Origin of the sequence: Pacificimonas aurantium (assembly GCF_020092905.1) — a bacterium.
Taxonomy (GTDB): domain Bacteria; phylum Pseudomonadota; class Alphaproteobacteria; order Sphingomonadales; family Sphingomonadaceae; genus Pacificimonas; species Pacificimonas aurantium.
On the sequence record NZ_JAGSGB010000001.1, the window covers coordinates 1161616 to 1184253 of the forward strand.

The following is a 22638-nucleotide window of genomic DNA, read 5'->3' on the forward strand; positions in this document are numbered from 1 at the left end:
CCTAAGGTGGGCGCGCCCCTTCTAGCCGCGAAGAACGGCGGAAAGAAGATTCCAGCCTGCGCCGGAAAAACGGGCTGTGGTCCGGGACGCTGCGCCCCGGACCAGGGTCATCAGCTCGGCAGGATGATGTTCGGCGTTTCGCCGCCGTCCTGGCTGCCGCCGCCCTGCTGGCCGCCGCCATTTTCCGGCTGGCCGCCCTGCTGCGCCATCTGCTGCTGCGCCAGCTTCATGAAGTCGATCGGCTCCAGCATCAGCGGCGGGAAGCCGCCGTCGCGGACGGCATCGGCGAACACGCGGCGCGCATAGGGGAAGATCAGGCGCGGCGCTTCGGCCAGCAGCACGAAATTGAGGAGGTTCTGCGGCACGTTCTGCAAACGGAAGAGCGCGCCATAGGCCAGTTCGATGACGAAGGCGGTCTTCTGGCCTTCGTCGGTTTTGGCGTCCGCCTTCAGGTGCAGGATGACCTCATAGGCACCCTCGGACAGTGCGCCCTTTTCGTTCACGGCGACGCTGACACCGATATCGATGGCAGGCTGCCCGGCATGCTGGCTGAGCGATTCCGGCGCGTTCGGGTTCTCGAAGCTGAGATCCTTCACATATTGCGCCATGATCTCGATGCCCAGCGGCTGCTGCTGGTCGGGGGCTGCGCCTTCGGGCTGCTGCGGCTGTTCGTCCGCCATAATGTTCACCTGTTCGGGTCTGTGTTCGGGAGGGTCGAATGCAAGGCGGCGCGCTAGCAGGGCGAAGGGGGGAATGGCAAGGTTGCCGCAGTCGCCCGGGCGTGGCTTGCGGCGCCGCGCTGAGGACCTATGTTGGACCTTTCGTGGCCGTCTCGTGTTTCAGGAGACGGAAGACCTAGTTGTTTTGCCCCTTCGGAGGCGGATTTGATCGAGATCGTCGTACTTGCCCTGCTTGCCGGTTTCATTGCCCTGCGCCTGATCAGCGTGCTCGGCAATCATGACGAGTCGGCAGAGCCCCAGGCCCCCGTCGTCCCGCGTGCCCAGGCGCGCCAGGCGGACAATGTCGTCTCGATCAGCGGCGGCGATGCCGCGCAGGCCCAGCCGCTTACCATTCCCGACGATGTGAATGCCGCCGCGCGTGCCGGCCTTGAGGATATTCACGCCGCCGATCCCGACTTCGATCCCGTTCGTTTCCTCTCCGGCGCAACCGAAGCCTACCGTCTCGTGCTCGAAGCGTTCTGGCGCGGTGATGCCGAGGCGCTGAAAGAGTTGGTCAGCGACGATATTGCCGAGGATTTCGCCGGTGCCATCGAGGCCCGCGAAGCCGACAAGCTGACTTACGAGAACCGCCTTGTCGGTGTGGAGCGCGCGGAAATCGTCAGCGCCGTTCGCCGCGGCGAGATGGCCGAGGTCACCGTTCGCTTCGATGCCGACCTCGTGGCGGTTACCCGCGATGCCGAGGGCACCCTCATTGCCGGCTCCGAAAGCGATGCCACCCAGTCGCACGACATCTGGACGTTCAGCCGCCACCTGCGCTCGGACGATCCGGCCTGGCTGCTGATCGAGACCGACTCCGCCGACTGAGCAGACCGGCCGGCCTTACTGGCCCCTCACTATCTGAACGTTCCCGGTCCGCGCCCCCGTCGGCTGCCGGTTCCCGCCCGAGGCTCGCGCGTCTGAGTTTCCGGCGTTGAACTTCCTGCATTCGAACTCTTGCGCTCTGCGCCGGGATCGTATGGTTTGCCGCCTTAAAAGAACGGGGGCGGGGAGGGCGACATGCAGGTGAGCGGACAGACGGTCTGGATTACAGGGGCATCGAGCGGCATTGGCCGCGCGCTGGCGGAGGTCTTTTCGGCAGAAGGCGCGGCGGTCATTCTCTCGGGCCGGCGAGAAAGCGCCCTGGCAGAGGCGGCCTCCACCTGTTCCGGTGAAACAAAGCTGCTCCCCTTCGAAGCGACCGACTATGACGCGCTGCCCGCGCTGGTCGAGCAGGCCGAAACCTGGCGCGGCCGGGTCGATATCCTGGTCAACAATGCCGGCATTTCCCAGCGCTCGGTCGCCTTGGACACCGATTTCGACGTCTATCGCCGCCTCATGGAGGTGGATTTCTTCGCCCCCTTGCGGCTGACGCAGCTTCTGCTGCCGAACATGGCCGCGCGCGGGGCGGGGCACTTCGTCAATATCGCCAGTGTGGCGGGCAAGCTCGGCTCGCCCCTGCGCACCGGCTACTGCGCGGCCAAGCACGCCCTCGTCGGCTATTCCGACGCCTTGCGGGCGGAGGTCGACCAGTTCGGCGTCGGGGTGACGGTCGTCACGCCCGGCTTCGTCCGGACGGAGATCGCGGCGAACGCGCTCGACGGGACGGGCGAGCGCTACGGACCCAATGACGATCCGGTGAATCACGGGATTTCGCCCGAGGCGGCGGCGCAGCAGATCCTGGCGGGGCTGCGTGCGGGCAAGCGCGAGATTCCCGTGGGCAAGGGCGCCGAGATGCAGGCCCTGACCCTGAAACGGCTGTTTCCGAACCTCGTCTTCGACCGGATGGCCGCGATGGCGCCGAAGCGCGGCGGCTAGCGGCGCACCATCGCCAGCATGGCGGGATTGGCATAGCGTTCGCCGGCCGTGCCGCCGACCGGCGCGGCCTCGGCCAGGTCCTTCAGATCCTGCTCGCTCAGGCTCAGCTCTGCCGCCGCCGCGTTTTCCTCCAGCCGGTGGACCTTCTTCGTGCCCGGAATGGGGATGACGTTCGGCGCCTGCGCCAGCAGCCAGGCCAGCGCCACCTGCGCGGGCGTCGCGTCGTGCCGCGTGGCCACCGTCTTCACGGCGTTCACCAGCTTCATGTTGGCGTCGTAATTCTCGCCCCGATAGCGGGGATCGGTCCGGCGATAGTCGCCCTCCTCATAGTCTTCGGCGCGTTTCACCTGGCCGGTCAGAAATCCGCGTCCCAGCGGCGAGTACGGAACGAAGGCGATCCCATGTTCCCGGCACAGCGGCAGGATGTCGTCCTCGACCGTGCGTTCCCACAGCGAATATTCCGACTGAACGGCGTCGACCTTGCCGGCGGCAATGGCTCGTTTCAGCGTTTCGGGGCCTGGTTCGGACAGACCGGCAAAGCGGATCTTGCCCGCCCGTTTCAGCGCCGCGAAGGTCTCCATGACGTCTTCGATCGGCACCGCGGGATCGACGCGGTGCTGATAGAACAGGTCGATCCGGTCGGTTCCCAGCCGCCGCAGGCTGGCCTCGCACACCTCCTGGATGTGCGCCGGCCGGCTATCGAGGCCCGCGACTTTCCCGTCTTCGATGCGAAAGCCGAACTTGGTGGCCAGGAACGCGTCGTCGCGGCGCTCGCGGATCGTCTCACCGACGAACTCCTCATTGGCGAAGGGGCCGTAGACTTCGGCGGTGTCGAGGAAGTCGAGCCCCAGGTCGAGCGCGCGGTGCATCACGCGGCGGGCCTCGTCAAAATCCACCTCGCCATACATCGAGCTCATTCCGGAAACGCCGGCAAAGCCCATGCAGCCGAGGCCGATGGCGGAAACGTCAGTCGTGCCGAGGGAGCGCCGTTTCATCTTCGACATCCTTTGCGTAGATGGTGCCGGCCTTCACGCCGGCGAGGAAATTGTTCACTTCACGCCTGACGCGCGGCGCCAGGATCAGGCACCCGGCGACGTTCGGCAGCACCATCAGGAAAAACAGGCTGTCGATCAGTTCGACAACTGCGTCGGCGGCCAGCACGCTGCCCAGCGGCATCAGCAGGCAGTAGAAGATCTTCGCCGCCCAGTCGCGCTTGCGGCCATGACCGAACAGGAATCCCCAGGCGGTCATGAAGTAGTAGCCCCAGGCGATCAGCGTCGAATAGGCGAACAGCACCACCGCGAGCAGCAGGACATAGGGAAACCAGTCGATGACACTGGCGAAGGCTGCGCTGGTCATGGCGATATTTTCATAGCCGTCGTCATAAACCCCGGTCACCACGATCATCAGCGCCGTCGCCATGCAAACGATCATCGTGTCGAACATCGGTTCCAGGAGCGCGACCATGCCCTCGGAAGCGGGATGGTGCGTCTTGGCCGCCGAATGGGCGATCACCGCGGTGCCGACACCGGCTTCGCAGGAAAAGACCGCGCGCCGCATGCCGACGACGAAGGTGCCGACCACGCCCCCCGCCAGTGCATCGGCGGAAAAGGCTCTCGTGACGATCAGGCTGAATGCCTCCGGGATGGCGGGTGCGTTCGCGAACAGGATGACGATCGTCGCGCCGAGATAGAGCGCGCACATGAAGGGGACGACTTTCCCGGTAACCCGGGCGATGGAGCGCACGCCGCCGATGATGACGAGGCCGATGAGGACCGCGAGCGCGAGGCCGTAGAAGAAACCGTTTTGCGGGTTGATGGCAAAACCGCCTACCGCGGCGACCTGTTCGAAGCTCTGGTTCACCTGAATGAGGGGGAGGGCTCCGCCCATGGCGAAGATCGCGTAAAGCGTTCCGAGCACCAGGCCGAGGCGCGGCAGGCCGATTTCCTTCAGCCCGTTTTTCAGCATGTACATGGGCCCGCCCCGAACGCTGCCGTCGGGGCCGAATTCCCGGTATTTCAGGCCCAGCGTGACTTCGGCGCATTTCAGCGCCATCGCGAAGAAGCCGATCACGAACATCCAGAAGGCGGCGCCCGGACCGCCCATGGCGATGGCGATGCCCACGCCGGCGATGTTGCCCAGCCCCACGGTTCCCGAGAGCGCCGTGGACAGGGCCTGCAACTGGCTGACTTCGCCGGGCGCGGTCGGATCGTCATGCTTGCCGCGCAGAAGGCGCAGGCCGATGCCAATGCCGCGCAGCTGGGGCGCACCCAGCCAGACGGTGAAAAACAGCATGGCGCCTGCCAGCAGCAGGACCACCAGCTCGATGTCCGTGCCGAAAATAGCGACCTGGGAAAAGACGCCCGCGCTCAGCGCCCCGATGCCGTCGGTAAGCGTTTCGACCAACTGAAGTCCTTCTTCTGACGTTGCCTATGCCTCAGCCACGGGCGTAAAGGCTGCATGCTTAAAGGGCCGCATAAAGAATTGCACGGCGAGAGAATTGGGGAAGAATGTGGGCGAGTATTTCGGCACCGACGGCATCCGCGGCCTGACCAACACCCATCCGATGACGCCGGGCATGGCGATGCGCGTGGGCCAGGCGGCGGGCCGGAAATTTCTCCGCGGCAATCACAAGCACCGGGTCGTGATCGGCAAGGACACGCGCCTGTCGGGCTATATGATCGAGTCCGCACTGATCGCGGGCTTTACCAGCGTGGGCATGGACGTCGTCCAGGTCGGTCCGCTGCCGACCCCGGCGGTCGCCATGCTGACACGGTCGATGCGCGCGGATCTGGGCGTGATGATCTCCGCCAGCCACAATCCCTTTCACGATAACGGGATCAAGCTGTTCGGGCCCGACGGCTTCAAACTCTCCGACGAGGACGAGGCCGATATCGAGCATCGTCTCGACATCACGCCCAAACTGGCAAAGCCTGAGGATATCGGCCGGGCCAAGATGTTTCAGGACGCGCGCGGGCGTTACATCCACGACGCGAAACTCAGCTTTCCCAGCCATCTGCGTCTCGATGGCCTTCATATCGTCATCGATTGCGCGCACGGCGCATCCTACACGGTCGCGCCCGACGCACTTTGGGAACTCGGGGCAGATGTGACCCGCATGGGCGTCGACCCCGACGGCTTCAACATCAACCGCGAATGCGGCTCGACGCATCCCGATGCGCTGCAGGCGAAGGTGCGCGAGCTTGGCGCGGACATCGGCATTGCCCTCGACGGCGATGCGGACCGGCTGATCGTGGTCGATGAACAGGGAAAGATCGTCGACGGCGACCAGATCATGGCGCTGATCGCCACGGACTGGGCGCGCAAGGACCTCCTGCGCGGCGGCGGGCTTGTCGCGACGGTCATGTCGAACCTGGGGCTCGAACGCTATCTGGAAAGCCATCAGCTGGTTCTGGCGCGGACGAAGGTCGGCGATCGGCATGTCCTCGAACATATGCGCCGGCATGGCTTCAACGTGGGCGGCGAACAGTCCGGCCATATGATCCTGACCGACTATGCCACCACAGGCGACGGATTGGTGGCGGCGCTGCAGGTTCTCGCCTGCCTCGTGGCGCGCGGTCAGCCCGCGTCGCAGCTCCTGACCTTGTTCGAGCCGCTGCCCCAGCTTCTCAGAAATGTCCGTTATCAGGACAATGACCCCATGATGGTGGACAGTGTGCAGGCGGCCATTCGGGCGGGCGAAGACCGGCTCGGCAATCGGGGCCGCGTGCTGATCCGCAAAAGCGGCACCGAGCCGGTCATCCGCGTCATGGCCGAGGGTGAGGACAGGGACGTGATCGAGCAGGTCGTCGACGACATCTGCGACGCGGTGCAGAAGGCCGCGTGAGCGCGGAGACGCCGCCGCGCATCCTGATCATCGCCGGGTCGGACTCCTCCGGAGGCGCGGGGATTCAGGCCGATATCAAGACCGTCACCATGATGGGCGGCTATGCGATGACGGCCATCACGGCAGTCACCGCGCAGAACACGGCCGGTGTGACCCGCGTCGATATGCTTTCCGCCGACAGCGTGACCGCGCAGGTGGAGGCCTGCCTGTCCGATATCGGCGCCGACGCCGTGAAAACCGGGATGATCGGATCGGCGGCTCAAGTGGAGGCGATCGCGAGCGCGCTAGGGAATCGGGCTGTACCTCTCGTCCTTGATCCCGTGATGGTCGCGACCAGCGGTGCGCGCCTGATCGACGAAGCGACGCTGGCCGCTCTGCGCGAGTATCTCTTTCCCCGCGCCGCGCTGCTGACGCCGAACCTCGATGAGCTGGCCGTGCTCGCGGACCGGGAGATCGGTGACAGCAAAACGATGGAGGCCGAGGCGAAGAAGCTGTCGGCTCGGCTAGGCTGTGCAGTGCTGGCGAAGGGCGGACATTTGCCGGGCGACGCGCTGACGGACATTCTCGTTGAGGGGTCGGCCGTCTGGCGCTTTCCCGGCAGCCGCATCGACACGTCGGAAACACATGGAACGGGTTGCACGCTCGCTTCCGCCATCGCCACCGGCCTGGGACGGGGGCTCACCCTGCCCGACGCGGTGGGAGAGGCGCGGCTGTTCGTGCGCGCCGCCATCGCCGCGGCGCCGGGTTTCGGCGCGGGGGGCGGCCCGCTTGGGCACCAGGCCGTCACGCGGCCCGACCATTGCTGAGGCTTGCAAAATAGGCGGGATTTTCGGACTCTCGGGCCATGCTTCCCGCCTCCCCCATCACCATCACCTCTACCCGTATTAGAGAACCTTCCTCGCGTGCGCGGGCGCACGCGCGCGCCCGAGGTGTGACCTACTGTGACCTACAGCTCGATTTGCCGGCGGATCGCTGAGAGTGGGCCGGCCCTGTTTCAAGATCGAACGAGACTATCCTGAACCGCTTGCGGGGGTGGACGAGGCAGGCTGCGCGCCGCTGGCGGGACCGGTCGTTGCCGCCGCCGTGGTGCTCGACCGGGCGAACTTCCCGCGCGGGCTCGACGACTCCAAGAAGGTGCCTCTCCCGCAGCGTGAAAAGCTGTTCGACCGGCTGTACGACCGGGCCCGCATCGGCGTCGGGATCGTTTCGGTCGAGGAGATTGACCGGCTGAACATCTTCTGGGCGCGCATGCTGGCCATGGTGCGTGCGGTCGATGCGCTTGGCTTCGACCCGCTGATGGTCCTGGTTGACGGCAATCGCTGCCCAAACTGGACCCGCCCCAGCCGCGCCGTGGTGGCGGGCGATGCCAAATGCCGGTCCATCGCGGCGGCCTCGATCATCGCCAAGGTCACGCGCGACCGCATCATGGCCGATCTCGACCGCGAATGCCCGGGCTTCGGCTGGGCTGAGAACAAGGGCTATCCCACGCCCGCGCACAAGCGCGCGCTGCTCGAACTCGGCCCGACGCCGCACCACAGGCGAAGCTTTGCGCCCGTCGCGCAGCGCGTACTCGACCTCAAAGTCCCCGCCTGAGTCCTCTGCGCCACACCTACTAGGTCTTGTGGAGCGCGCGCCGGGGGCGACTCAACTGGTGGTGGCGCCGCGCTTCCGGATGAGTCTCGAACTAAAGCTAGGGGCGCAAGTTATTGACTCCTTTCACTCTCTTTCTTGACGGCGAGTCCCGCTTCGCCCACTCTTCGGGCCAAGCGAGGCAATTGGGACGGCCATCATGACGGCGACAGGCAGCGATCCGATGCGGATCGTTCACGGCGAATGCGTGGCCGAAATGGCGAAACTGCCCGACAAGTCGGTCGACCTCATCTTCGCCGATCCGCCCTATAATCTTCAGCTTGGCGGCGGGTTGCGGCGCCCGGAGGGCAGCGAAGTCGATGCCGTCGACGACGAGTGGGACCGCTTCGACAGCTTTGCCGCCTATGACGAGTTCAGCCGGTCCTGGCTCGGCGAGGCGCGCCGCATCCTGAAGGATACCGGCAGCCTGTGGGTCATCGGCAGCTACCATAACATTTTCCGGGTCGGCGCGACCCTGCAGGACCTCGGCTACTGGATCCTCAACGACATCATCTGGCGCAAGACGAACCCCATGCCCAATTTCAAGGGCACGCGCTTTACCAATGCCCATGAAACGCTGATCTGGTGCGCGAAGTCGGAGCAGGCCCGCTACCGGTTCAACTACCACGCCATGAAGGCGCTCAACGACGATCTGCAGATGCGCTCCGACTGGTCGATCCCGCTGTGCACCGGCGCCGAGCGGGAGAAGCTGAACGGCCGCAAGGCGCATCCGACGCAGAAGCCGGAGGAGCTTCTCTACCGTGTCCTCCTTGCCTGTTCGGAGCCCGGCGATCTCGTTCTCGATCCATTTCTGGGATCGGGCACCACCGGCGCAGTGGCTAAGCGGCTCGGCCGCCGCTTCATGGGCATAGAGCGAGAAGAGACCTATATCGGCGTCGCCCGCTCCCGCATCGAGCGTGCCCGCCAGGTGGAACTGGATGCGCTGGAGATCAGCCGGGGCCGGCGCGCCCAGCCCCGGGTGCCGTTCGGCGCGCTGCTGGAGACGGGCCTCATCCGGCCCGGCACGCCGCTATGGGATGCCCGCCGCCGGTTCGAGGCGCGGGTGCGGGCCGACGGTTCCATCCTCCACGGCAAGGAAGCGGGGTCGATCCATAAGATCGGCGCGCAGGTACAGAATGCGCCGAGCTGCAATGGCTGGACCTTCTGGCATATGGAGGAGGCCGGCTCCCTGATGCCCCTCGACGCGCTGCGGCAGCGGTACCGCGACCAGCAGCAGACCGGCTGACCGGTCCGCAGGACTATCATGGCTGCTGGTCCCTATCTTCGGCCCACGGGGTTCGTGGAGGCGCCCTTCGGGCATGATGGCAAGGTGGCACGCCTCGCGGGCGGTATGTGCTGGTTCTCCGCCGTCGAGATCCTTCGGCGTGGCGCAGAGCCCGAGCTGCTCGCGGTTAGCGACATTGAAGCCTTTCTTTCGTCCTGCCCGGAGGCGGAGCCGGTCTGGTCGAACCTGATCGGTACGCGTCCGCCGCTATCCTGCTCCGGCCGTGCGTTCCGCTTCGACCAGCCGCAGATCATGGGCATTTTGAATGTGACGCCCGACAGTTTCTCCGACGGCGGAGCGTATGAAGATGTGACCGCTGCCGCCGAGGCGGGATGGGACATGAGCGCGGCCGGAGCGGCCTTGATCGATATTGGTGGCGAATCGACCCGGCCGGGCGCCGAACCGGTCTGGGAAGGCGACGAGGCGGCCCGCATTCTTCCCGTGGTCGAACGGCTACGCGACCAAGGCGCGCTTATCTCCATCGACACGCGGAAAGCCGCCGTAATGCGCGCTGCATTGACGGCGGGCGCACATCTTGTGAACGACGTCAGTGCGCTGACCTATGACAGCGAAAGCGCGGGCGTCGTTGCCGAGGCCGGCGTTCCGGTGGTGTTGATGCACGCGCAGGGCGACCCGCAGACCATGCAGCAGGCGCCCGCCTACGACCATGTCCTCCTCGACGTGTACGACTGGCTCGCAGAGCGGATAGACGCTGCGGTCGCGGCAGGCATCGAGCGCGGAAGGATTATCGTCGATCCGGGCATCGGATTCGGCAAGACGCTGCGCCACAACCTGGCCCTTATCAACGGACTGTCGCTGTTCCACGGGCTGGGCGCGCCGCTGCTGCTAGGGGCGAGCCGAAAGCGCTTCATCGGGGCGCTGTCGAAGGAGGCACCCGCGGACCGCCGCCTGGCCGGGTCGCTGACTGTGCTGCAGGCCGGTCTTTCCCAGGGCGTGCAGTTGGTCCGCGTTCACGACGTTCCCGAGAGTGTGCAGGCGCTCCACGTCTGGCGCGGCCTGCGTGACGCGGCGCTCAGTCCGGCCTGAAGGCCTTTGCGGCTCTCGGACCGCCGCGATAGAGACCGCCCGTGTCGATCGTTCGAGGCGCAGGCCGCCTTCTCCTAGTCATAGTCGCTTCGCTCGCCTTTTTTGGCGCGGCGGTGCTGTCGGACCGTCCGGAAATAGTCCCGCCGGAGACGCCGGGTCCGCGTGATGTGGGGACAGTGAGCACCATCGCCCGGATGGCCTTTGCGGCCATCAGGTCGGAGGAGGGGGGCTTTGTCGGCGTGCGCGCCGAGGAACTGCCCTCCGTCTCCCGGGTGGTCTCCTTCAGCAATCCGGGGCTGGCTGCCGATGGCCGCATCGAGAACGGGGCCCTGCAACTCAGGGGCAGCCTGGCCCTCGCTACGGCTACCTATCTCAATCTCGATCTCGCGGTTGCTGCGCACACTCCCGAGGAGCTGCCGCGACTTTATGTTCGGGCAGGCACCGTCCGATTCTCGCCCGCCGCCGTGCGCTGGCTGAGCAACATGGGGGTCGGGCTCATCTGGCCCGAACCGTTCGAGGATGCGCCGCGTCTGTCCGACCTGATCGAAGAGGTCAGGGTGGGCGAGGATTTCGCCGCTGCGCGGATCGACATGCCCATCGGCCTTCTGCGCGCGGCCCAAAGGCTCGCCGGGCGATATTCGCCCGATGCAGATGCCGCCGCCCGGGCGACCTATTTACGCCTGACGAACTTCGAAGATTCTTTTCGGCGCCCGGCCTCGCTGGGAGGCCTGTTCGCCCAGGCGTTTCCGCAGGACGAGGACACGGTTTCCCCGGAGGAAGCGTCGGGCCGCCTGGTCGGCATGATCATGGCGGCCTACGATCCGGATTTTCTCCGCTTGGTCGACGTCGATGCGCAGCGAAATCCACCATGCCGGGGTGAGCGGGTTGTCGTGACGGTCGTCGGCCGGCGCGACCTTGCGCTCCACCTCCTCATCTCGGCAATCTTCTCCGCCCAGCGCGACCGGGAACTTGGCAGCGCGCTGGGTGAAATGAAGGAACTGAGCGATGCCCTACCCGGCGGCAGCGGTTTTTCGTTCGTCGATCTTGCCGCCGACCGGGCAGGAATCCGCCTTGGCACATTGCTTGCCGACCCCAAGACGACAGCGGAGGTCCAGCGGCATCTGGGCCGCGGCGGCACGGCGAATCTCTTCCCCGCACGCGCCCTTGGGATGGAAGAAGGACTATCGGAGGAGGAGTTCGAGCGCCGCTTCGGCCGACTGAACAGCGAGCAATATGAGGCCGCTGTCGACAGGATCGACGCAGCGCTCGATTCGCTGCCGATCTACCAGGACTTCACGAACGGCTGATCAGCCGCAACTGCCACCCCCGAGCACACAGAAGCGCGAGCAGTGCGGGTGATTCAGCGGTACGGGGCCAACCGCGCCTTGCAGGTCCGCGCCATAGTCGAACTCTTCATCATAGGGCAGCAGCGTACAGGCCACGTAGGAGGCGTGCTGCGCGCCCCGGCGGCGCACAAGCATGCGCTCGTTCGCGCACATCAGCGTGGCGGGATTCTTGTCCAGAATCTGCCAGCAGGCGGTGGTGATCTCTGGAGTTTTGCCCTGTTCGTCCATCTCGGGAAACAGAACGAGCGCTTCGGGATCGGCTGCATCGATTGAAATTCCCTCGTTCGCGAAAAGTTCGGCATAGCCGCGCCGCAGATCCTCCTCGTCGTCACCCCAGCGCGTTCGCCCCGCAACCGCGATGGGAAAGCCGTGGTCGGAGAGCCAGCGAAGGCCGTCCATGGCGGGACGAAAGCTGCGCGGGCCGCGCTCTTCCTCGTGTAGCGCCGGGTCGTAATGATCCAGGCTGACCCGCATCGTCAGCAGCGCCGGATAGCGCGCCGCCAGGCTGAGAAGCGCCTGCCGGTGATGGCGCATCGGCGTCATCGCGTTGGTCAGGACCAGAACCTCCAGCCCCTCTGCAAGGCAATCGGCAAGGATGTCGTCGATGTCCGGGTTCATGAACGGCTCGCCGCCGGTAATGCCCACCGACCTCAGCGGCTGCCGGGTCTCGGCGGCCTGCCGGAGCGCGGCACGGACATCGCCGCGCGTCAGATAGGCGAGCCGGTCGTTCTTCGGAGAGCTCTCGATATAGCAATGATCACAGGCGAGGTTGCACAACGTGCCGGTGTTCAGCCACAGCGTTTCGAGGCCGCGGAAATCCACATGGGCGCGCTGTTCTCCAAGAGCAGTCGTGGTCGGATCGGAAAAAGGGCGCGCAGTCATGATATCCCTGTTTCGGTCCGCGCAGAGGCGGCGTTACGCCGCCGGAAGTTCGGCGACAGGCTCGACCTCGACGGCGGATCCGTCGACGGCGACAATGCGAACCTTGCGTCCCGCAGGTGTGTCCGGCCCCTGCGCAATCCAAGGGGAGTCGGCGATTTTGACGCGCCCCCTTCCATTCTCGATAGGCTCGATCACCTCGACGACGCGCCCGACATATCGGGCTGCGGGCTCGTTGAGGCCGGGAGAGGGAGCGGCTTCGAACAGGTTCTGGAAGTATCTGCGCCCCAGCAGCACGCTGACAACGCTGTAGAGCGCGAAGCTAAGCAGCTGCGGTTCAACGCCCAGATCGAAGAACAGGGTGGAGGAGGCGGTCAGAAGGGCCGCGATCCCCAACCACATGACGAAGGTTCCCGGCAGGATCACTTCCAGACCGAGCAGGAGTAGGCCGACGGCCGCCCATCCCCACGGGCTGAACAGCTGGCCGAAGAGATCGCCCATTGCCTCCGCCCGCTTCTTTTAGCTTCGGTCGGCGCGGGGCTGGTCCAGCGCGCTTCCGGGTTTGGAGGAGGTTTCTGCGTCCTTTGCGATCGTCTTTACCAGTTCGCCGATGCCGCCAATCGTCCCGGCCAGGCTCGTGGCTTCAAGCGGAAGGAAAATCGTCTTTGCATTCGGGGAACGGGCAAAACTTTCCATAGCGTCGACATATTTCTGTGCCACGAAATAGTTGATCGCCTGCGCGTCGCCCCCGACGATCGCTTCGGAAACAGCGCGGGTGGCCTTGGCTTCCGCTTCTGCTTCGCGCTCGCGCGCTTCGGCATCGCGGAACGCCGCTTCGCGCCGTCCTTCGGCCTCGAGAATGTTCGACTGCTTTTCGCCCTCCGCCCGCAGGATGGCCGCCTGCCGCTCGCCTTCGGCATCGAGGATGGTGGCGCGCTTGTCGCGTTCGGCCTTCATCTGCCGCGCCATCGCCTCGACGATGTCCTGCGGCGGCCGGATATCCTTCACTTCGACACGGGTAACCTTGACGCCCCATACGCCCGTGGCCTCGTCGATGGTCGCCAGCAGGCGGGCGTTGATCTCGTCGCGCTTCGACAGCGTCTCGTCGAGGTCCATCGATCCCATCACCGTCCGCAGGTTCGTCGTCGTCAGGTTGAGAATGGCATTGTAGAGATCGCTGACCTCATACGCGGCCTTGGCGGCATCGAGGACTTGGAAGAAGACCACGCCGTCGGTCGAGATCATGGCATTGTCGCGCGTGATGATTTCCTGACCAGGAATGTCGAGAACCTGCTCCATCACGTTGATGCGCCGACCGACGGAATCGATGAAGGGCATGATCAGCGAAAAGCCGGGTTTCAGCGTGTGGGTGTAGCGGCCAAGGCGCTCCAGCGTATATTCGTGGCCCTGGCGGACGACGACCACGGCCTTGAAGAGCGCGACGATCACGAGTGCGACGATTATGAACGTGATGATGGTGCCCGCTTCCAGCATGGCCCGCCTCCCCGAGAGAATGGAGCGCAAGCCTAGCGGCCCGCCGCCCGCCCGCAAGGCGAATGCAGAGCTGGCTCTTGCGGAGCCCGCACGATGTCCGGAAGAAGGCCTTCAAGATGCGTACTCTGGGAACCATCCTCGCCACGACGCTCGTAACGGCCCTCGCGACCAGCGCGGGCTGGATCTTCCTCTATGAGCGGACGCCCGATACGGGCGGGCCGGCTGTGACCGTGCCCGAACTGGTCGATGACAGCCCGGCCGATCCGCTTCCGCCCCGGGAAATACCCGTTCCCGTACCGGAAGAGATGCTGGTCGAGCCTTCCAGCCCTGCCCTTGCGCAGCTGATGGGAAAGGATCTGGTCATCCCGGTGCAGGGATTTCCGGCCGACGAGCTGCGCCCGCAATTCCAGGACGATCGCGGCGGTCGTCAGCACAGGGCCATCGACCTGCCGGCGCCGCAGGGAACGCCCGTACTCGCCGCGGAAGACGGCGTCATCGAGAAGTTCTACGATTCCGACCGCGGCGGGATCACGATCTACCAGTTCGATCCGACCGAGACCTATGTCTATTATTACGCCCATCTGGACAGCCGCGCGGACGGCCTTGCCGAGGGCGACAGCGTGCGCCGGGGCCAGGTGATCGGATATGTCGGCAGCACGGGCAACGCCGATGGCGATGAACCTCATCTTCACTTTGCCATCGAGCGATTGGGCCCTGAAAAGCGCTGGTGGCAGGCGACGCCCATCGACCCCTATCCCGTATTGTCCGCCAACTAGCGCGGCTTGCCGCCCGTAGCGGCCCTATCTAAGCGCTGGCCGCAAGGCGCGGCCGTGGCCGCGAACGCCCAAAGGAGATGAAAATGATCGGACGTCTGAACCATGTCGGGGTGGCGACCCCGTCGATCGAGAAGTCGGTGACGCTGTACCGCGACGTACTGGGCGCCACGAAGATCCACGACGCTTTCGACATGCCCGAACAGGGGGTGCGGGTCTGCTTCGTCGACGTCCCCAACAGCCAGATCGAACTGATCGAGCCGCTGGGCGACGACAGCCCCGTTCACGGCTTTCTGGCGAAGAACCCGGCCGGGGGGCAGCATCATGTCTGCTTCGAGGTCGAGGATATCTATGCCGCACGCGACGAGATGGCGGCCAAGGGCGCGAAGGTGATCGGCACGGGCGAGCCCCGCATCGGGGCCCACGGCACCCCGGTCATCTTCGTTCATCCGAAGGATATGGGCGGCGTCCTCGTCGAGCTTATGGAACGTCCCGAGGATCTTCACGAATGAGCGATGCGGATCCGGACGCCGCAGGCCTGATGCGAGAGCTGGTCGACATACTCGACCTGGAGCGGATCGACGAGAACCTGTTCCGCGGCCAGAACTCACCGGATGCCACGTTTCGCCTGTTCGGCGGCCAGGTCATCGCGCAGGCCCTGGTGGCGGCGCAGCGAACCGTGGGGACAGAGCGTCCCGCGCACAGCCTGCATGCCTATTTCATGCGGCCGGGGGCGATCGACGTTCCCGTGATCTACCAGGTCGAACGCGACAGAGATGGCTCCAGCTTTTCCACGCGGCGGGTGATCGCGATTCAGAACGGCAAGCCGATCTTCAACATGGCCGCCAGCTTCCAGATCGTCGAAGATGGCTATGAGCACCGTTTCGACATGCCGGATGTTCCCGATCCCGAAACGCTGATGAGCGAGACGGAGTGGCGGGCAAGCTTCATAGATTCCGTGCCGAAGCGGATGCGCGACCATTTTCTGCGGGAACGCCCGATCGACTTCCGCCGCGTCGACCAGTCCGTGCCCGACGAGGAGGGGAGCGAGCCGCGCCAGCAGGTGTGGTTTCGTGCCCAGGCGCCGCTGCCGGACGATCCCGAACTGCATCGCTGCCTGCTCGCCTATGCCAGCGACATGACCCTGCTTTCGACCTGTCAGCGGCCGCACGGGCTGAAATGGTATTCCGGCGAAGTGCAGATCGCCAGCCTGGACCATGCGCTGTGGTTTCACGCCGACGCTCGCGCGGACGACTGGCTGCTCTACGTGCAGGACAGCCCCTGGGCAGGCCATGCGCGCGGCATGAACCGCGGCCTTATCTACGACCGCTCGGGACGGCTGTGCGCCTCGGTGGCGCAGGAGGGCCTTATTCGGCCGAGGTCCTGACCTCGTCGCTTGCCGGCAGGTCGGGCTCCTCCTCGAGCCTTTCCTGCTGGGCGAACACCAGCACAAGCGTTCCGACAATCCCGCTGAGGAGCGACCCGCCGAGAACGCCCATCTTCACCTCGTTGATGTACGTCATGTCGACGAAGGCAAGGTTGCCGATGAACAGACTCATGGTGAAGCCGATACCGCAAAGCAGGGACACGCCGTAGACCTGCGCCACCGAGGCGCGCGCGGGATAGTCCACGATGTTCAGCTTTTCGAGCAGCCAGATCACCGAAAACACGCCGATCTGCTTGCCGATGAACAGGCCCATCGCAATCCCGAGGACCAGGGGCGCCCAGAGCATTTCGAGCTCGAGGCCGCTGAAATTCAGGCCGGCATTAGCAAAGCCGAAGATCGGAACGATCAGGAACGCGACCCAGGGCGCGATGGCGTGCTCGAGCTTGTGGAGAGGCGACTCGACGCTGTCCGGATGGCCGGGATTCTTCGTCATCGGAATCGTCAGCGCCACGGCAACGCCCGCCAGGGTGGCGTGGACGCCCGATACGAGCATCAATGCCCAGATGACGAGCCCCATGACCATATAGGGCCACAACGTCCGCACGCCGCGCTTGTTGAGGAAGAACAGGACCCCGAGAAGGCCGAACGCCATTACCAGCGGCACCAGGTTCAGCTCTGCGGTGTAGAACAGGGCGATGATGATGATCGCGCCGAGATCGTCGATGATGGCGACTGCGGTCAGGAACACCTTGAGCGAGACGGGAACGCGCTTGCCGAGAAGCGCGAGTACGCCGAGAGCGAAGGCGATGTCGGTCGCGGCGGGGATCGCCCAGGCGCGCAGCGTCGGCTCGCCTGCATTGAAGGCGACGAAGATCAGTGCGGGGGCGACCATGCCGCCGATCGCAGCGGCCCCAGGAAGGATGCGCCGCTCCCATGTCGACAGCTGCCCGTCGAGCATCTCGCGCTTCACTTCCAGTCCGACGAGCAGGAAGAAGATCGCCATCAGGCCGTCGTTGATCCAGTGGAGGACGCTGAGGCCCTTCCAGCTGAGGCCCGACTCATATTCGAACCCGCCTAGGTAGGTGTGCAGCAGGTGGTCGTAATTGTCGTAGAGCGCCGTATTGGCGACGAGGATGGCGAGAAGCGCGGCCCCCATCAGGACCAGACCGCCGGCCGATTCCGTCGCGACGAGGTTGCGCAGGGCCGACTTCGGCCGCTCGATCAAGGTGGTGTGAACGGCGCCAAGCATACCGTTCTCCTCGGGGGGTCTTTCAGCCATGCGCCTCGCCTACCCCAGAGGCAGCCATTTTGAAAAGCCGCTAAGCCGGGAGGCTTAGTTTTGCGGTAAGACTACGCGGCCCCAGGTCGAAATCGAACGTGCCGCCTTCCGCTTTCACGAGCCGTCCGACGATCGACCTGCCGGATCCCGTGGACATGAGCGCGCTGTCGACGGCGAAGCTCTCCGGCACGGGCCCGTCGGGAATGATCTCTTTCCACGTGATCAGAATTTCGTGCGGATCACCATCCAACACAACCTCGACTTCTCCGCCCGGACGACTGAACGCTCCATATTTGAAGGCGTTAAGGGCCAGTTCGTGGACGGTGAGAGCGATGACCTGCGCGCGCCGCGTTCCCGTCTCTATCGACCGGCCGCCAATCGACCAGCGGCTCTTCAAACTCGACCGGAAGGGGAACACGACTGCCTCGATCAGCTGCTCGATATCGGTACCGTCTTCTGTCGACAGGGTCAGCCGCTGAGTCCGAGCGAGCGCCTGCAGCCGCGATCTGTAAAGCTCTATAAAGTCCGGAAGGTTGGAAACTTCGGTGGCGGTACGGCCCGCCAGTGCGTCAATTAGCCCGATCAGGTTGTTGACCCGATGGCGGAGTTCGCGCGCCTGATTCTCGACGGATTGAGCGTAGTCGATCTGCTGCGTCCGCGCCGTCAGGGCATTGGACATGACACGGGACAATTCTCTCAGGATCGTCGTTTCGCGATCGGACAGCCCTTCGGGTCGCGGTTCGGGGTGCAGCAGGCAGAGCGTGCCGACCGCTTCGCCGCTGACCACGATCGGGGCGCCGGCATAGAAGCGGATACGCGGGTCGCCGGTCACGAGGGGATTGTCGCGGAAACGCTCGTCTTCGCGGGTGTCCGGCACGACCATGACTTCGTCGGGCTTCAGGATCGCATGCCCGCAGAAGGACACGTCGCGCGGCGTCTGACGCGCTGTGGTGCCCACGGCGGCCTTGAACCATTGGCGTTCGCGATCGACGAGGCTGAGCAGCGCCGTTTCTACATTCAGAGCGAGCTTCGCGGCCCGGGCGATCCCGTCGAATTCCTGCTCGGCTGGCGTATCGAGAACGCGCAGCGAGTCGAGGATCGCCTGGCGACGACGCTCGGAGGCTGGTGTGCCGGGAGGAATGTAGTTCACATCGGCCTCATAGTGCGCAGCGGGGGCTCCGGCCAGTGGCGGGACCCGCTGCGCTGGCTCAAACTAGGCCGATTTTGGATCGTGCCGGAAACCTAGGCGGATGGTGACCTGGAAATGCTTCACCTTGTTGCCGTCGATATGTCCGCGCAGGTCGGTCATCTCAAACCAGTCAAGATTGTCGATGGTTTCGGACGCCCGGCCGATGGCCCCGGAGATCGCATCCTCGATACTCGTTTCCGACGTTCCGACGAGTTCCGTCACGGCATAGACATTGTCGGACATTGAGGCGCTCCTGCTCTGGCATAAAGAGCAATCCAACGCTTCGCGGCCCCGATATTGTTCCGGCCCGCTGTGAAAAGTCCTAGTCCGAAACGAGCCCGATCAGCGCCTCTCCCAGTTCCGGTTGGGTCAGGTAGCGGCCTCGGCCCACCGTTTCGCCGTTCACCCGGGCGCTGTCGATCTGATCCGCTTCGGCGATCACCCGGTCCGCGCCCGCGCCGCGGATGAAGAAGGGCACGAGCTGGTTGGAATGCGACCCCGACCACCATTTGTGACCGGGAAGCTTACCCACCCCGCGATTCTCGATCGGTTCGAAGGGCGCATTGCCGGGACCGAACAGCAAATGATCGTGATCGGCGGTGACGACGACAAGCGTATTGTCCCACGTCGATCCGTTGTCAGGGTCGTCGACCCACGCCTCGACCAGGTCCACGGCCTCGTTGAAGCCATTATATTCCTCGATCGCCCGGCCGAGGAAGTTCCCGTGCATGGCCCAGTCGACGGCGCCGCCCTCGATCTGGAGAAACATGCCGTCTCCGCCTTCGAGTTGCGAGAGCGCTGCTGCGGCAAGCTCCGCGAGCGTTGGCACCGTTTCGATGGGCGGGGTGTCGCCGGGAGCCTGGAGGCGCGGGTCGCCCCCGTCGCCGCCGACCGGCGTGCGTTCGACCTGCAGCGTGCTGGCCACGCGGGGAAGAAGGATAAGGCGGCCGGTTTGCGGAGCGGAGGCGAGGTCGCGAACGGCATCCCGGTCCTCGACGAGCGTCCAAGCCGATTCGCCGCTCTTCAAAGCCGTCCAGTCCGCTTCCGAAATCCACCGGTAGCGTTCGTCCGCATTTTCGCCGCGTACCTTGCCATCGCCGTCATAGTCGGGATTGCCGCCGCCCGCGATGAAGTCGAGCGTTTCCGAAGAGAGCATTTCCGAAGCGATCTCGTGGTAATTGTCGCGGTCGCGATTATGCGCGCCGCCGCCTGCAGCCACAGTGGCATGAGTGAAGGGAACGCTCGACAGCGTGCCGACCTTCCAGCCGGCCGCTTTCGCTGTCTCCGCCAGCGATTTGGCCGGTTCGGCGCGCCCGTCGACGTTGATCGCCCCGTTATAGGTGCGAATACCGGTCATCATGGCCGACATCGTCCCGGCGCTGTCGGGCGCGGAGCAGCGGTTCCACTCATAGCCCGCATAGCCTGCATCATAGCCGTCGGCGCAGGCGGACGCGCCCGTCACTGGCGCGGCGTCCCAGTTCTTGCCGCTGTCGTAGACGGTCTCCGGATTTTGCGAGAGGCCGAGGGGCTCGATGTCGCGGCGCAGGGCGTAGGTCGCCATCGCCGCCTTTTCCCATGCCGGGCCGTCGGCGGTCAGCGCCCGGCCGTGCCAGTAGCGCGTGGCGGCCAGCATGTTGTAGCCGGCTCCGTCGGCGATCATCACGATGATGTTCTTCGGCCGTGCCTCGGCGTCCTGGGCAGCGGCGGGCATCGCCAGGGCCGCCGACAGACAGGCGGCCGCAAGAGTACGCAGCATCAGAATTTCCTTCGGGCTCGAAATGTCCAGGTCATCGGACGGCCGAGATAAGGAAGGCCTGCTGCGCTCGAATCCACATATGTCTCGTCGAAGCAGTTGTCGCATTCCAGCGATACCAGCCACCAGCCGTCGTCGGTTTCCAGGGAGAGGCCGGCATCGACCAGCGTCCGCGCATCGGCGCGGATCGCTCCGGTCGGTCCCTGCAGCGGGAGGTTGGCCGAATTCGTCTCCATGTCGCCCCGATAATCAACTGCAAGTGACGGAGTGATGAAACTTTCCGCGGAGGGGATGTAAAATCTCCACGAGGCGTCGGCGCGGGCGGTGAAGTCGGGCGCGTAGACGGGATCGGCGATCGTCCCGTCACTGCCGATGAAGCCGGATCCGCAGACGCCGCCTGCCTGACCCGCCTGCAACTCGGCGAGGCAGGCCTGCCTGACCTGCATGAGCGCACCGCTCTCCTTGAATTCCGGCGACTGGTAGCCGCCCGCCGCGGTGAGGACGAAACCGTCGAAAGGCCGCGCGACCAGTTCCAGTTCGGCGCCGGCGTTGCGAAGGTCGGCCTGTACAGCGCTCGCGGCGACTTCCGTCTCGCTGAAGCCAGCCGCGAGGTTGTCGGCCTCCAGATAGAAGCCCAAGGCGCGCAGGTTGACTGCATCGCCGAACAGACCCGCGGAAATGCCAGCTTCGAAGCTGAGGGTCTCAACCGGGCGCAGCCGCCCCGCCCCGGTAGCGCCCAGGCGGTCTTCTTCGAAATCGGCGGTGCCGTGACCGCGGGCAGCCCGGGCAAACAGGTTCGCAGACGGCCCGAGAGCCAGGTTTGCGTCGGCAAAGGCGCTCCAAAGGTCTTCCTCGAAGGAGTCGCGGACCGTGGGAAGTGCGACATCTCTGCGCCTCTGAACGACCTCGGGGCTTTCGGAACCGAACGAGCCGCCCGTGGAAAGCCTGAAAGCGCCGAGTTCGGCCGAGAGGGCGCCAAAGACCGAATAGCCGGTCGAGTTGACCTCCGTCAGGCGGTCGTACGCCACGGCCGACACCCCGTCGTCGCCGGTCGTCACGCGCGCCTCATCGGACGTTTCGCTCGAGTCGAATCCGGAAATCCCGATCAGGTAGCCGAAGCCCCGGGCTACATCGCCCTCCAGCCTGAGGCTGGCGGTCAGGTCTTCGCGTGAAGTCTCACCGAGGCGAAGATCCTGTCCCAGCGGGAAAGCGGGATCTTCCGGGAATGCGCCGCCCCCGGACGGCAGCGGGCTGCCTGCCGACAGGTCGAGCCCGTAGTCCTGGTCGGTATCGGCATAGCCCGCCACGAAGGAAAACGTGCCAAATCCGGCATCGAGCCGCATGTCGCTCGACATGAGCGCGACTGCCGTTTCGGCGCCCAGTCCACCGCGGGCCTTGTCGCCGCTGACCGGCAGGCCTGCAAGTGGGTCGAGGAGGTCGTCCACCTCGTTGGAAAAGCCGGTCGTGGAGTAGCGGTCGTCGCACAGGTCGCCGCACTCGGCATTGTAGAGATAGAGCGACCGGTCCTGCACGACGCCGGCGACGACGTCCCATTCAAGGCCGTCCGTGGGCGTCAGGCGGATGCCGAGCCGCCCGCCCCAGCGCCGCGTGGCGTTCAGCGTCTCGCCGGTCGCGAGATTGTCCACATAGCCGTCGCCATCCTCGTAGAAGCCATTGAGGTTCATGCCGAAGCTGCCGTTGTCGGAGGCGATGTCGAGGGACCCGTCCAGTCCCCATTGGTCGAACGCGCCGTAATGCGCGCGAAAGCGGCCATGCGGTTCAGCGCCGGGCCGGTGGGAGCGGGCCGATACCGATCCACCCGCCGAAGGGAGCGCAAAGGGGAACAGCGCAGCCCCCCGACCGATATCGATCTGCTCATAGTCGAACGACCCCAGCAGGTTCGCGGTGGGAAGGCTGAGGCGGATGCCGTCGATATAGGTGCCCACATCCGGCACGCCGCGGAGGGTATAGAGCGTTCCTGCGCCAAAGCCGGGCGTCGTCACGGCGACGCCGTTGGGCGCCTGACCAAGCAAATCCGCTGGCTCGGTCAGGTATCGGCGCTCCATCGCCTCCTGCGAGAGGTTCAGGGAAACCGGGTCCGTCGTTGGCTCGGCCGCCACGACCGCCGTGGACGCTGCAAGGGTGGAAATGCCGGCGAACAAGGCGCTGCGCAGGAACATGTAAGTAAGCCTCGGA

22 protein-coding genes are annotated in these 22638 nt (G+C 65.3%); 11 read left to right on the forward strand and 11 right to left on the reverse strand.

All coding sequences use genetic code 11. The features are described 5' to 3' along the window. Window positions 1-110 precede the first annotated feature (110 nt). Window positions 111-680, reverse strand: a complete 570-nt coding sequence (gene secB / locus KCN53_RS05630; RefSeq protein ID WP_088711052.1) for a protein-export chaperone SecB — start codon at window positions 678-680, stop codon at window positions 111-113. A gap of 204 nt (window positions 681-884) precedes the next feature. Between secB and KCN53_RS05635 the strand changes: the two genes are divergently transcribed. Together KCN53_RS05635 and KCN53_RS05640 are read left to right on the forward strand one after the other, a co-directional pair. Further along, on the forward strand, window positions 885-1544 hold the full coding sequence (locus KCN53_RS05635; protein ID WP_088711051.1) for a Tim44/TimA family putative adaptor protein: 660 nt from the start codon (window positions 885-887) through the stop codon (window positions 1542-1544). A gap of 192 nt (window positions 1545-1736) precedes the next feature. Continuing rightward, window positions 1737-2534, forward strand: a complete 798-nt coding sequence (locus tag KCN53_RS05640; protein ID WP_088711050.1) for an SDR family NAD(P)-dependent oxidoreductase — start codon at window positions 1737-1739, stop codon at window positions 2532-2534. Here the strand turns inward: KCN53_RS05640 and KCN53_RS05645 are convergent. Both KCN53_RS05645 and KCN53_RS05650 read right to left on the reverse strand, forming a co-directional pair. Beyond that, a complete protein-coding gene (locus KCN53_RS05645) occupies window positions 2531-3529 on the reverse strand; it encodes an aldo/keto reductase (RefSeq protein ID WP_088711049.1) in 999 nt (332 codons plus the stop codon). The genes KCN53_RS05640 and KCN53_RS05645 overlap by 4 nt on opposite strands. Next, window positions 3501-4940: an alanine/glycine:cation symporter family protein gene (locus tag KCN53_RS05650; RefSeq protein WP_088711048.1), complete on the reverse strand. Its 1440-nt coding sequence runs from the start codon at window positions 4938-4940 to the stop codon at window positions 3501-3503. The genes KCN53_RS05645 and KCN53_RS05650 overlap by 29 nt, the downstream gene beginning before the upstream one ends. Before the next feature lie 106 nt (window positions 4941-5046). Here KCN53_RS05650 and glmM point away from each other — a divergent pair, with 106 nt between their 5' ends. The 6 genes from glmM (at window position 5047) to KCN53_RS05680 (ending at window position 11649) form a co-directional block, all read left to right on the forward strand. Then, window positions 5047-6381 carry a phosphoglucosamine mutase gene (gene glmM / locus KCN53_RS05655; RefSeq protein ID WP_088711047.1) on the forward strand — a complete coding sequence of 445 codons (1335 nt, stop codon included), beginning with the start codon at window positions 5047-5049 and terminating at the stop codon, window positions 6379-6381. After that, window positions 6378-7187: a bifunctional hydroxymethylpyrimidine kinase/phosphomethylpyrimidine kinase gene (gene thiD / locus KCN53_RS05660; RefSeq protein WP_088711046.1), complete on the forward strand. Its 810-nt coding sequence runs from the start codon at window positions 6378-6380 to the stop codon at window positions 7185-7187. The genes glmM and thiD overlap by 4 nt, the downstream gene beginning before the upstream one ends. A 172-nt stretch (window positions 7188-7359) precedes the next feature. Then, entirely contained in the window at window positions 7360-7974 is a 615-nt protein-coding gene (locus tag KCN53_RS05665) for a ribonuclease HII (protein WP_088711045.1), read from the forward strand. A gap of 196 nt (window positions 7975-8170) precedes the next feature. Continuing rightward, window positions 8171-9256: a site-specific DNA-methyltransferase gene (locus KCN53_RS05670; protein WP_088711044.1), complete on the forward strand. Its 1086-nt coding sequence runs from the start codon at window positions 8171-8173 to the stop codon at window positions 9254-9256. An 18-nt stretch (window positions 9257-9274) separates the two neighbouring features. After that, window positions 9275-10342, forward strand: a complete 1068-nt coding sequence (gene folP / locus KCN53_RS05675; protein ID WP_088711043.1) for a dihydropteroate synthase — start codon at window positions 9275-9277, stop codon at window positions 10340-10342. Window positions 10343-10383: 41 nt separating this feature from the next. Then, window positions 10384-11649 (forward strand): hypothetical protein, encoded by a 1266-nt coding sequence (locus tag KCN53_RS05680; protein ID WP_143712156.1) that lies wholly within the window; start codon window positions 10384-10386, stop codon window positions 11647-11649. On the opposite strand, the gene KCN53_RS05685 is transcribed toward KCN53_RS05680, so the two are convergent. The 3 genes from KCN53_RS05685 to KCN53_RS05695 are packed head-to-tail and all read right to left on the reverse strand — an operon-like array spanning window position 11650 to window position 14061. Beyond that, on the reverse strand, window positions 11650-12570 hold the full coding sequence (locus tag KCN53_RS05685; protein WP_088711041.1) for a radical SAM protein: 921 nt from the start codon (window positions 12568-12570) through the stop codon (window positions 11650-11652). It abuts the gene before it with no gap. A gap of 33 nt (window positions 12571-12603) precedes the next feature. Then, window positions 12604-13068: an NfeD family protein gene (locus KCN53_RS05690; protein ID WP_088711040.1), complete on the reverse strand. Its 465-nt coding sequence runs from the start codon at window positions 13066-13068 to the stop codon at window positions 12604-12606. Between the two features lie 18 nt (window positions 13069-13086). Then, window positions 13087-14061, reverse strand: a complete 975-nt coding sequence (locus KCN53_RS05695) for an SPFH domain-containing protein (RefSeq protein ID WP_088711039.1) — start codon at window positions 14059-14061, stop codon at window positions 13087-13089. A 116-nt stretch (window positions 14062-14177) separates the two neighbouring features. Here KCN53_RS05695 and KCN53_RS05700 point away from each other — a divergent pair, with 116 nt between their 5' ends. From KCN53_RS05700 to KCN53_RS05710, 3 genes are all read left to right on the forward strand, one after another. Next, complete coding sequence (locus tag KCN53_RS05700; RefSeq protein ID WP_088713278.1) at window positions 14178-14837, forward strand: M23 family metallopeptidase; 660 nt, start codon at window positions 14178-14180, stop codon at window positions 14835-14837. An 83-nt stretch (window positions 14838-14920) separates the two neighbouring features. After that, window positions 14921-15346 carry a methylmalonyl-CoA epimerase gene (gene mce, locus KCN53_RS05705; RefSeq protein ID WP_088713277.1) on the forward strand — a complete coding sequence of 142 codons (426 nt, stop codon included), beginning with the start codon at window positions 14921-14923 and terminating at the stop codon, window positions 15344-15346. After that, window positions 15343-16221, forward strand: coding sequence for an acyl-CoA thioesterase (locus KCN53_RS05710; RefSeq protein ID WP_088711038.1), 879 nt, complete (start codon window positions 15343-15345; stop codon window positions 16219-16221). Before mce ends, KCN53_RS05710 begins: the two co-directional genes overlap by 4 nt. Here KCN53_RS05710 and nhaA read toward each other — a convergent pair. The 5 genes from nhaA to KCN53_RS05735 form a co-directional block, all read right to left on the reverse strand. After that, on the reverse strand, window positions 16202-17500 hold the full coding sequence (nhaA, locus tag KCN53_RS05715) for a Na+/H+ antiporter NhaA (protein WP_088711037.1): 1299 nt from the start codon (window positions 17498-17500) through the stop codon (window positions 16202-16204). The two genes, KCN53_RS05710 and nhaA, sit on opposite strands and share 20 nt — an antisense overlap. 40 nt (window positions 17501-17540) lie before the next feature. Then, complete coding sequence (locus tag KCN53_RS05720; protein ID WP_088711036.1) at window positions 17541-18650, reverse strand: sensor histidine kinase; 1110 nt, start codon at window positions 18648-18650, stop codon at window positions 17541-17543. A 63-nt stretch (window positions 18651-18713) separates the two neighbouring features. Then, window positions 18714-18932, reverse strand: a complete 219-nt coding sequence (locus KCN53_RS05725; RefSeq protein WP_088711035.1) for a dodecin — start codon at window positions 18930-18932, stop codon at window positions 18714-18716. A 79-nt stretch (window positions 18933-19011) separates the two neighbouring features. Next, on the reverse strand, window positions 19012-20445 hold the full coding sequence (locus KCN53_RS05730; protein ID WP_172406138.1) for an alkaline phosphatase: 1434 nt from the start codon (window positions 20443-20445) through the stop codon (window positions 19012-19014). Continuing rightward, complete coding sequence (locus KCN53_RS05735; protein WP_088711034.1) at window positions 20445-22622, reverse strand: TonB-dependent receptor; 2178 nt, start codon at window positions 22620-22622, stop codon at window positions 20445-20447. Before KCN53_RS05735 ends, KCN53_RS05730 begins: the two co-directional genes overlap by 1 nt. Window positions 22623-22638: the final 16 nt, after the last annotated feature.

What these genes read in the sequence shown, in the direction of transcription:
- KCN53_RS05695 (WP_088711039.1), bottom strand. Translation starts at nt 14,061, where the DNA reads ATGCTGGAAGCGGGCACCATCATCACGTTCATAATCGTCGCACTCGTG.
- secB (WP_088711052.1), bottom strand. Translation starts at nt 680, where the DNA reads ATGGCGGACGAACAGCCGCAGCAGCCCGAAGGCGCAGCCCCCGACCAG.
- KCN53_RS05670 (WP_088711044.1), top strand. Translation starts at nt 8,171, where the DNA reads ATGACGGCGACAGGCAGCGATCCGATGCGGATCGTTCACGGCGAATGC.
- KCN53_RS05640 (WP_088711050.1), top strand. Translation starts at nt 1,737, where the DNA reads ATGCAGGTGAGCGGACAGACGGTCTGGATTACAGGGGCATCGAGCGGC.
- nhaA (WP_088711037.1), bottom strand. Translation starts at nt 17,500, where the DNA reads ATGGCTGAAAGACCCCCCGAGGAGAACGGTATGCTTGGCGCCGTTCAC.
- KCN53_RS05685 (WP_088711041.1), bottom strand. Translation starts at nt 12,570, where the DNA reads ATGACTGCGCGCCCTTTTTCCGATCCGACCACGACTGCTCTTGGAGAA.
- KCN53_RS05735 (WP_088711034.1), bottom strand. Translation starts at nt 22,622, where the DNA reads ATGTTCCTGCGCAGCGCCTTGTTCGCCGGCATTTCCACCCTTGCAGCG.
- folP (WP_088711043.1), top strand. Translation starts at nt 9,275, where the DNA reads ATGGCTGCTGGTCCCTATCTTCGGCCCACGGGGTTCGTGGAGGCGCCC.
- KCN53_RS05700 (WP_088713278.1), top strand. Translation starts at nt 14,178, where the DNA reads ATGCGTACTCTGGGAACCATCCTCGCCACGACGCTCGTAACGGCCCTC.
- KCN53_RS05645 (WP_088711049.1), bottom strand. Translation starts at nt 3,529, where the DNA reads ATGAAACGGCGCTCCCTCGGCACGACTGACGTTTCCGCCATCGGCCTC.
- mce (WP_088713277.1), top strand. Translation starts at nt 14,921, where the DNA reads ATGATCGGACGTCTGAACCATGTCGGGGTGGCGACCCCGTCGATCGAG.
- KCN53_RS05710 (WP_088711038.1), top strand. Translation starts at nt 15,343, where the DNA reads ATGAGCGATGCGGATCCGGACGCCGCAGGCCTGATGCGAGAGCTGGTC.
- KCN53_RS05690 (WP_088711040.1), bottom strand. Translation starts at nt 13,068, where the DNA reads ATGGGCGATCTCTTCGGCCAGCTGTTCAGCCCGTGGGGATGGGCGGCC.
- KCN53_RS05725 (WP_088711035.1), bottom strand. Translation starts at nt 18,932, where the DNA reads ATGTCCGACAATGTCTATGCCGTGACGGAACTCGTCGGAACGTCGGAA.
- KCN53_RS05730 (WP_172406138.1), bottom strand. Translation starts at nt 20,445, where the DNA reads ATGCTGCGTACTCTTGCGGCCGCCTGTCTGTCGGCGGCCCTGGCGATG.